This window comes from Williamsia sp. D3 (assembly GCF_000506245.1).
Classification (GTDB): domain Bacteria; phylum Actinomycetota; class Actinomycetes; order Mycobacteriales; family Mycobacteriaceae; genus Williamsia; species Williamsia muralis.
Genome location: NZ_AYTE01000032.1, coordinates 163,088 through 171,317 on the forward strand (window position 1 = coordinate 163,088; position 8,230 = coordinate 171,317).

The following is an 8,230-nucleotide window of genomic DNA, read 5'->3' on the forward strand; positions in this document are numbered from 1 at the left end:
TCCGCCGGACCATTCTCACTCGTCGCGGTCGGCCTGCTGCTTCTTGACGACCTTGAGTAGCTCGATGACCACGTCGAGGGTGTCGGTGGAGATGGCCTCTTGGCGGAACGCGGCCAGGTGCGCGCCGGTCTCGGCGGCCATCTGGACGTACTCACGCTGCTGCTCTACCCGCTTGAGGTCTTCGTCGGGATCGGTCAGGAAATAAGTGACGCTGATCTCAAATGCTCGCGAGATCGCTTCGACGGTGCGGAACGACGGGGTTTTGGCCTTGCCCGTACGAAGCTGCGAGATGTACGCATCGCTGAGCGTGTATCCCAGCTGGTTCGCCTTCAGCGCGATCTTCTTGCCGGTGTAAGGAATACCGTTTTCGTCGCGCACCGTGCTGAACAGCTCATTCAGGTGCTCGGCAAAGCTCTTTCCATCTTGTACAGCTGCCACTTCTCAATCTCCCAGACCTCTAATTTGACCCCGGCGGTATTGCAGGATCGAACTAGACCGAGACTCTACCTTTAAAGTTCGCAAAATGGGTACCCAGAAAAGCACGCCGAACCAAGGGTTGACTTACTTAACTTTGTCCGCGCTTTCGCGCCCGAAACCGTCGGTGTTCGCAGAGAGAACCTGGACGTTGGTTCAACAAACTTTGGACAGTTGTGCAGGTCAGTAGCCCAACCGGAGTTTATTGATCTGTGGCGCTGGGTTTGTCGTCACCGTCGGCTTGGAATTTGGGATCTTTATTTCGGGCCTTGCGGTCGAGGTCGTTGAGGAACTCAGGATCATCGTCCGGACCGACCGGGCCGCGGCGAATTTGCCGACCCGGTGTGCGATCGCTCGAGTGCCCCGGCATCGCGGGCGCGTCCGGGCCGAACGCACGCCACGCCAGGTAAGTGAGTGCCAGCAAGCCGATGATGGCGAGTAGGTAGATCATGTCGGCACCTCCGAAATCAAAGCCGTGTCCTCCAGGCTACGGGAGGCGGGCTCGTGAGATGCCGGGCATTCAGGGCGATCCTGTGGTCTGGCGCGAGTTGCCCGGAGTTCGGCCTGAGTTGAATGTCAGCTGCCGGTGGCAGGGGTCCGGCGATTGAGCAGCGCGACCACGTCGGATTCCCGGAAACGGCGGTGCCCGCCCGGGGTGCGGATGGCCCCCAGGAGGCCTGAACTGGCCCAACGCGCCACAGTCTTCGGATTGACGTTGAACATCGCGGCAACCTGGCCGGGGGTGAGGGTGTGCTGGCTCGCTGCCTGCGGACTCAGCGCCGGCGGGGCGATACCTGCTGCAGATCCGTTGATACCCGAGTTCGGCATGTTTGCACCGTGGGGGCTTGCAAACGTCATTTGTGCTCCTATCGAGTCCGGCCTCACATCGGCCGCGCCGTGACTCCTGACGGAGGTCTCGGCGGGTCGCGAAGAATCCTGCGGGTGTCGGTGGCCGCGACGATCCGCGAGTCACCGCGACCTCATGGTTACACCCGAAACCCCAGGTATTCGAACGGTCAGCTGTTGGTAAAGGGATCGCAAAGGCGCCCGTTTTGGGTCGGTGCGGAGAGAAGTAAGGTCTAGTTCGTGAGCGAACAAGCAGCCGAAGGCGGAACCGGACCTGACGGCGCAGGCGGATCCAAGAGCGACAAGCCGGGCGGCCGGCGCGCGCCGTCGGCGAAGAAAACGGCTCCGGCCGTGGAACCGAGCCCGGGGGCCGGTCGCCGTCTCGCGTTCGATCTGCTTGCCTTCACCGTCGCGCGGATCGCCCTGGTGATTGCGTTGGCAGGCGGTATCTACCTTCTCGGCCGCGCGGTGGGTGTGGACGTCCCCATCCTGGTTGCGGCGTTCTTCGCGGTGATCATCGCGCTGCCCTTGGGAATGGTCCTGTTCCGCGGACTGCGTGACCGCGTCAATGTCGGCATCGCGACCGTGGATGCCGGCCGCAAGGCTCAGCGCGAGAACCTCAACGCCAGGCTGCGCGGCGAGGGACGCCCGGAGTCCGATGGCGGCACCGGTTCGTCGAGTGTGTGACGAGACGGGAATGACATGACCTCAGCCGATGGTGCAGCACGCACGCACGACATCGACCGCAGGTCCGACCGCGGATGGGTCGACAATGCCGTGCGGCTGATCGAGGCCGACGCCACCCGCAGCGCCGACACCCACCTGCTGCGGTTCCCGCTCCCCGCGTGGTCGCGGTGGGAAGACGGCGCGGGCACGGCAGGGATCTCGCTGTATCTGAAGGACGAGAGCACCCACATCACCGGCTCGCTCAAGCATCGCCTTGCACGTTCGCTCTTCCTGTACGCGCTGTGCAACGGCTGGATCACCGAGGGCACCACGGTGATCGAGGCGTCGTCCGGGTCCACCGCCGTGTCGGAGGCGTACTTCGCTCAGCTGATCGGGGTGCCGTTCATCGCGGTGATGCCCAAGACCACGTCGCCGGCCAAGATCGCGCTGATCGAACGCCAGGGCGGCCGTTGCCATTTCGTGGATCGGTCCGACGAGGTCTACTCCGAGGCGCAGCGACTGGCCGACGAGACGAACGGGCACTTCATCGACCAGTTCACGATGGCTGAACGGGCCACCGACTGGCGGGGGAACAACAACATCGCCGAGTCGATCTTCAGTCAGCTGTCGCAGGAAGAACATCCGATCCCGACCTGGGTGGTGGTCGGGGCGGGAACCGGCGGAACCTCCGCGACGATCGGACGGTTCATCCGCTATCGCAGGCACCGCACCTGGCTGTGTGTGGTGGACCCCGAGAACTCGGCCTTCTATCCGGCCTACCGAGATGGCGCGGAACCGCAGGCGGGTGGTGCACGGTCGTCGCGTATCGAAGGGATCGGCCGTCCACGGGTGGAACCGTCGTTCATCTCGCAGGTGATCGACCGCATGGTGTCGGTACCGGACGCGGGAAGTATCGCGGCCGCGCGCCGGGCCAGCGACGTGCTGGGATGGAGAGTCGGTGGTTCCACCGGCACCAACCTGTGGGGCGCGCTGCGACTGGTCGCCGAGATGCGGGCGAACAAGCAGGCGGGCAGCGTGGTGACGCTGTTGTGTGATGGCGGTGATCGGTACTCGGGGACCTACTACAACGACGAATGGCTCGCAGGTAACGGACTGGACCTGGGCCGGGCAGAGGGGATTTTGGATGAGTTCTTCGCCTCCGGACAGTGGAGTGAGTGAGCAGGGTCCACACCCCGAGCGAAGTGGGGGACACGGCGCGGTCGCCGAACCGCCGAGGCTGATGGTCGAGGCGACCGACCTGGTGCGCGAGTACCAGATGGGCGAGCAGAAGGTGCGCGCCCTCGACGGGCTGAACCTCACCCTCGAAGGCCGTCGCTTCGTTTCCATCGTCGGCCCCTCCGGTGCGGGCAAGAGCACATTGCTGCACGTCCTGGGGGCGCTGGACGTACCCGACTCAGGAAAGATCGTGGTGGACGGTCTTGATCTCGCGGCCCTGTCCGAGGTTGAGCAGTCGGAGTTCCGGCGGCATCGGGTCGGCTTCATCTTCCAGTTCTTCAACCTGATCCCCACCATGTCGGCGTGGGAGAACGTCGCGCTGCCAAGGCTTCTCGATGGGCGGTCGCTGCGATCGGCGAAGGCCGAATCGATCGCGCTGCTGGACCGGGTCGGTCTGGGCGACAGGGCCAAGCATCGTCCGTCTGAGCTGTCGGGCGGGCAGATGCAGCGCGTCGCCATCGCACGGTCGCTGATCATGAGCCCGCGCATCGTGCTGGCCGACGAACCGACCGGCAACCTCGACTCTCACACGGGCGAATCCATCCTCCAACTGCTGACCGAGGTGGCCCACGAAGGCGACGGGCGCCTGGTGGTGATGGTGACCCACGACAACAAGGCCGCGGCACACGCCGACCAGACGATCACGGTTCGCGACGGAAAGATCGAGGAGTGAGCCGTCTCCCGCTGGTGGGTTCGCTGCTCGCCGGGGCCACGCGTGTCCGGGTCGTCAATCTTCGTGAGCTGCTGGGGCACCGGCTGCGGGTGATCACCTCGCTGATGGTGATCGTCGTGGCCGCCACTCTGATGGTCGCGGTGCTCGGAACCTACGGTTCGTTGACCTCGTCGGTGCAGAAGCTCAGCGCCACCATCTCCGGTACCGCCGACCTCGAGGTCGCGGGCATCGTCGACTCCGGTGTCGACGACCAGCTGGCGGGGGAGATCCGCCGCGATGCCCCGGCGGCCAGAAGTGTTGTCCCACTGATCAACAGCTCGGTCTTCATCGACGGCAAGCGAACCACGGTGCTGGGCAGCGACAACAACATCACCGCGCTCAGCGGCGATCTGCGCGACGCCGTGCAGGGCGCCGCGACCAGCGAGGGCACCGATCTGACCACCTTGATGTCGGGTATCAGTGTCGGCACGGGCACCGGACTGCAGAAGGGTCAGGAGGTGACGATCAACGGGGTGGACACCACCGTCACCATGGTGATCGACGCGCCCGAGGCCCAGACCATCAACGGTGGACGTTTCGTCTTCGCGTATCTCGGCCTGGCACAACAGATCACCGACCACGAGGGGCGGGTGGACTCGATCCTCGTGACCAAGGAGCCGGGCGCCACGACGGACGAGCTACGTGATCAGCTCAAGGGAGTGGTCGACGGGCGCGCGGTGGTGGTCGATCCCGACTTCCGGGCAAAACAGGCCGAGACCGCAGCGTCGGTCACGCGCGATTCCACCCTGCTGGTCTCGCTGATCTCCTTGGTCATCGCCGGATTCCTGGTGTTCAACACGATGAACATGGCTGTGGCATCGCGTCGTTCGTCCATTGCGATGATCCGAGCGCTGGGCGGGAGGCGTGGACCACTTGTCGCCGACCTCATCGGAGAAGCCGCGCTGTTCGGGTTGGTCGGAGGCCTGATCGGTGTACCGATCGGGATCCTGGCGGGACGGTGGGCCATCGGCCAATTGCCCGACGTGCTGTCGTCGTACGGTGCGACCGTCGAGTTCTCGTTGCCCGGGTACGCGGCGCCCGCAGCTGTCGTGGCCTGTGTGCTCGCCTGTTGTGCGGCAAGTGTTCTGGCGGCGCGGTCGGTGTTCACGGTGTCGCCGATCGAAGCGATGTCGAGCAGCGTCGCGGCCGATCAGCAGTCGGGCCGCGGAATAGCCGCGAAGATCTGCGCGGTACTGGGAGTGGTGCTCATCGTCGCCGGCTGGCTGATGTCCGACGAGATCCAGGGCCGGGCGGTGGTGACCGCCGGGATCGTCTTCTGTGTCGGAATGCTGCTGGTCTGTTACGCACTCACGCCGCCGCTGGTGGCGGCGGTGACCTGGCTGGCCGGGCGGTTCGGCGGGCCGGGCAAGCTCAGTGCGGTCAACACCGAACGCGCGCCGCGTCGTGCGTGGGCGACGTTGATGACGGTTGCGGTGGCGATCACGGTGGGGCTGTGCACCTCTGGGGTGATGAACAACCTGGTGTCGTCGATCACCGGGTCGCTCAGCGGGCTCGCCGACCCGGACTTCTATGTGTCGTCGCAGGAGAAGTCGTCCATTCCCGACGGCCCGGTCATCGATCCTGCAGTGACCGAAGCGGTGGCTGCGGTGCCGGGCGTCGAGCGGGTGGTCCGCGGTCAGTGGGCCGCGGTCAATGTCGGTGAGTCACGAGTGTTGTTGCAGGGCTTGGAACCCGAGACGAGTGCACCATTCGTCCGCAAGGCTCGCCCGGAGGTCATCCAGGAGGTGCTGGCCGGACGTGGGATGGTCATGTCGCACACGTTGGCCCGGAACCTCGATGTCGACGCCGGGGACACGGTGGAGATCGCATCGCCGACGGGTTTCCACCAACTGCCGGTGCTGCAGCTCGTCGACTACGTCAGCATCAACTCCGGCACCGCGGCGATATCGTCGGACTTGTTGTCGCAGTGGTTCAATCGGCCCGGGGCGACGTTCTTGCAGGTCGATCTGGAGCCCGGGGCGGATCGAGAACAGATGCGTCCGCTGATCGAGGCGGCGGCCGACGGAGCCACGTCGATGCCGATGAACGTCTATACCGGCCAAGAAGGTCTCGACGCCACGAAGGCGTCGGTCGAACAGTCCGGAGCGTTCGCGATCGCGATCCAGTGGATCGTCGCGGTGGTCGCCGCGGTCGCGTTGCTGAACACCCTGCTGTTGTCGGTGATCGAGCGCAAACGTGAGCTCGGGGTGCTGCGCGCGATGGGTGCCTCACGGCGTTTCGTCCGCCGCATGGTGTTGGCCGAGGCGGCTGCGGTCGCGGCCGTGGGGTCGCTGCTGGGTGTGGTGATGGGCACCGCTCTGCACGTCGTGGGCAACAAGATCCTCACCGAGACCACCTCGGTCCAGGTGCAGTATTCGCCGCAGATCGTGATCGGCATCTACGTGGTGGTCGCGTTTGTGCTGTGTTTTGCCGGAGCCTTCTTCCCCGCCGCCCGCGCCGGCCGCATGAACATCAGCGAAGCCATCCTCACCGAGTAGCCCCTCCCCGATTTTGGTGGGTTCGGGTGAGCGTTTCCCCAGGTCAACCTCGCCCGTTCCCACCACTTTGGGGTGTCGGGGCTGTGGATAACCCTTGCTGACACGAGATTCTCGTGCGTCAGTCTGTGCAGACTTTCCGCATGGGGGAATTACCGACCGGACCGGCGCGCGTGACGGAGCTGCTGACCGTGATGTCACGGCATGAACTTCGCCTCGACTATCGCAGTGTCGCGCGGGGCGTGTGGCTCCGAAACGACCAGCCGTTGACGTTTCGAACGCACTCGATCGCGGCCGGCATGGTCCACGACGATGCCGTGTTGTGCGGTTGGTCAGCGGCCCACTTCTGGGGCAATCCCTTCCGCCCGGACTGCGCGCAGCCCGAGATCACGGCGCCGATCGAGGGCAACCGGCGCTATGACGGAATCTGTGTCCGGAGAGTGCAGATCGACCACGATGACGTCGTCGATATCGACGGCGTCCGACTCACCTCGCTTGCCCGAACAGGGATCGACCTGGGGCGATTCAATTCGCGGGAGGATGCCGTCTCGGCTCTCGATGGCATGGCTCGTCTGAGGCCGACAATGCTCGATGAAATAAGAGTCGAACTCAAGCGGTGGGAGAACCACTGGGGGATCGGCAAGGCCATCACCGCACTGCGACTTGTGAACTCCCTCGCAGAATCACCATGGGAGACCCGCCTGCGGTTGATCCTGTGTGACGAGTGTTTGGACGGGTTCGTCCTGCAGCATGAGGTGATGGGCGGCAGGTATCGCCTCGACATCGCCTGGCCGGGCCTCAAGGTCGCGGTCGAATACGACGGAGCTCATCACCGTGAGAGTGAACAGCACGCACGAGACCTGGAGCGATGGAACCGGCTACGGGCAGCGGGGTGGGTGGTCATCGCGGTCACAGCCCGCAACATCACGCCGGCCGCGATGAGTTCGTAATCCAGCTGCGGGCCGCACTCGCCGCCCGCGGCTGGTCGTAGCCGAAAGTGGTGAGAACTGGCGATGGCGACCTGGGCTTTCTCTCACCCAAACCCACCAAAACCGGGGGGCGGGGCGATTCGGGTGTCAATAAATGTTGACAACCCGCCTTTGTCAGGATAACTTGACAATCGTGCAGGAGAACCAAGACGACATCACCACAGCAGTTGCAGATCGCGATCCGGCCAAAGGGCTGGCGGCGGTGCGAGCGCTGCGCACGTTGGCGGACCGGCTCGAAGACGTCCAGGTTGCCAACGCCCGACAACAAGGGTGGAGCTGGCAAGCGATTGCCGACGTACTCCAGGTGAGCCGCCAGGCTGTACACCAAAAACACTTTCGCGGCGAGTAAGAGTCAGCCGCTGCATCAGAGAGCGAGACAACATGCTTCACCAATTCACACGTGACAACAGGACAACCCTGGCTTTTGCGTATCAGGAGGCCGCCGACCTCGGGCACACCACACTCGGCAACGACCACCTCATCCTCGGAATGCTCTGCAATGCAAGGCTTTCCGCTTTCGGCATCCTCGGTGAGCAGGGCTTGACCTTGCCACAGGCACGCGAGGTGGTCCGGGCCCATCATGAGGCCAATGCCGCCGATTCCGATCCCGACAAGGACCGGATCGACGAAGATCGCGACGCCCTTGCTGCCATCGGCATCGATCTCGACAGGGTTCGCGAAGCGGTCAAAGGCGCCTTCGGAGACGACATCACCGACAACTGGGGCAAACGCCGCGGCGGCCGGGGACGACCGGGTGGACCCGAACGTGCCGAGCGCTCAGAGCGCGGCCCGCACGGTCGTCGACACGGTGG

At 64.6% G+C, this 8,230-nt stretch carries 10 protein-coding genes; 7 read left to right on the top strand and 3 right to left on the bottom strand.

Annotated features, from left to right (window positions below; translation table 11 throughout):
• Positions 1 to 15: 15 nt before the first annotated feature.
• From W823_RS51025 to W823_RS59355, 3 genes are all read right to left on the bottom strand, one after another.
• A complete protein-coding gene (locus tag W823_RS51025; RefSeq protein WP_023961395.1) occupies positions 16 to 438 on the bottom strand; it encodes a helix-turn-helix domain-containing protein in 423 nt (140 codons plus the stop codon).
• 238 nt (positions 439 to 676) lie between these two features.
• Positions 677 to 925, bottom strand: a complete 249-nt coding sequence (locus tag W823_RS51030; RefSeq protein ID WP_023961396.1) for a hypothetical protein — start codon at positions 923 to 925, stop codon at positions 677 to 679.
• Between the two features lie 125 nt (positions 926 to 1,050).
• A complete protein-coding gene (locus W823_RS59355) occupies positions 1,051 to 1,302 on the bottom strand; it encodes a BldC family transcriptional regulator (RefSeq protein ID WP_051406664.1) in 252 nt (83 codons plus the stop codon).
• Positions 1,303 to 1,560: 258 nt separating this feature from the next.
• Here W823_RS59355 and W823_RS51035 point away from each other — a divergent pair, with 258 nt between their 5' ends.
• The 7 genes from W823_RS51035 to W823_RS51060 all read left to right on the top strand — a co-directional run.
• Positions 1,561 to 2,007, top strand: a complete 447-nt coding sequence (locus W823_RS51035; RefSeq protein WP_023961400.1) for a DUF4229 domain-containing protein — start codon at positions 1,561 to 1,563, stop codon at positions 2,005 to 2,007.
• Between the two features lie 15 nt (positions 2,008 to 2,022).
• Positions 2,023 to 3,165, top strand: coding sequence for a PLP-dependent cysteine synthase family protein (locus tag W823_RS51040; RefSeq protein WP_023961402.1), 1,143 nt, complete (start codon positions 2,023 to 2,025; stop codon positions 3,163 to 3,165).
• A gap of 61 nt (positions 3,166 to 3,226) precedes the next feature.
• Positions 3,227 to 3,895: an ABC transporter ATP-binding protein gene (locus W823_RS51045; protein ID WP_023961404.1), complete on the top strand. Its 669-nt coding sequence runs from the start codon at positions 3,227 to 3,229 to the stop codon at positions 3,893 to 3,895.
• Positions 3,892 to 6,432 carry an FtsX-like permease family protein gene (locus tag W823_RS51050; protein ID WP_023961406.1) on the top strand — a complete coding sequence of 847 codons (2,541 nt, stop codon included), beginning with the start codon at positions 3,892 to 3,894 and terminating at the stop codon, positions 6,430 to 6,432. Before W823_RS51045 ends, W823_RS51050 begins: the two co-directional genes overlap by 4 nt.
• 140 nt (positions 6,433 to 6,572) lie before the next feature.
• Positions 6,573 to 7,379, top strand: coding sequence for an endonuclease domain-containing protein (locus W823_RS56815; protein WP_023961408.1), 807 nt, complete (start codon positions 6,573 to 6,575; stop codon positions 7,377 to 7,379).
• A 172-nt stretch (positions 7,380 to 7,551) separates the two neighbouring features.
• On the top strand, positions 7,552 to 7,767 hold the full coding sequence (locus tag W823_RS51055; RefSeq protein ID WP_023961410.1) for a hypothetical protein: 216 nt from the start codon (positions 7,552 to 7,554) through the stop codon (positions 7,765 to 7,767).
• A gap of 32 nt (positions 7,768 to 7,799) precedes the next feature.
• Positions 7,800 to 8,230 (top strand): Clp protease N-terminal domain-containing protein (locus W823_RS51060; RefSeq protein WP_023961412.1); only part of this gene is annotated, 431 nt, incomplete at its 3' end.

Coding starts and splice junctions, on each gene's coding strand:
- W823_RS51045 (WP_023961404.1), top strand. CDS start 3,227: ATGGTCGAGGCGACCGACCTGGTGCGCGAGTACCAGATGGGCGAGCAG.
- W823_RS56815 (WP_023961408.1), top strand. CDS start 6,573: ATGGGGGAATTACCGACCGGACCGGCGCGCGTGACGGAGCTGCTGACC.
- W823_RS51030 (WP_023961396.1), bottom strand. CDS start 925: ATGATCTACCTACTCGCCATCATCGGCTTGCTGGCACTCACTTACCTG.
- W823_RS59355 (WP_051406664.1), bottom strand. CDS start 1,302: ATGCCGAACTCGGGTATCAACGGATCTGCAGCAGGTATCGCCCCGCCG.
- W823_RS51040 (WP_023961402.1), top strand. CDS start 2,023: ATGACCTCAGCCGATGGTGCAGCACGCACGCACGACATCGACCGCAGG.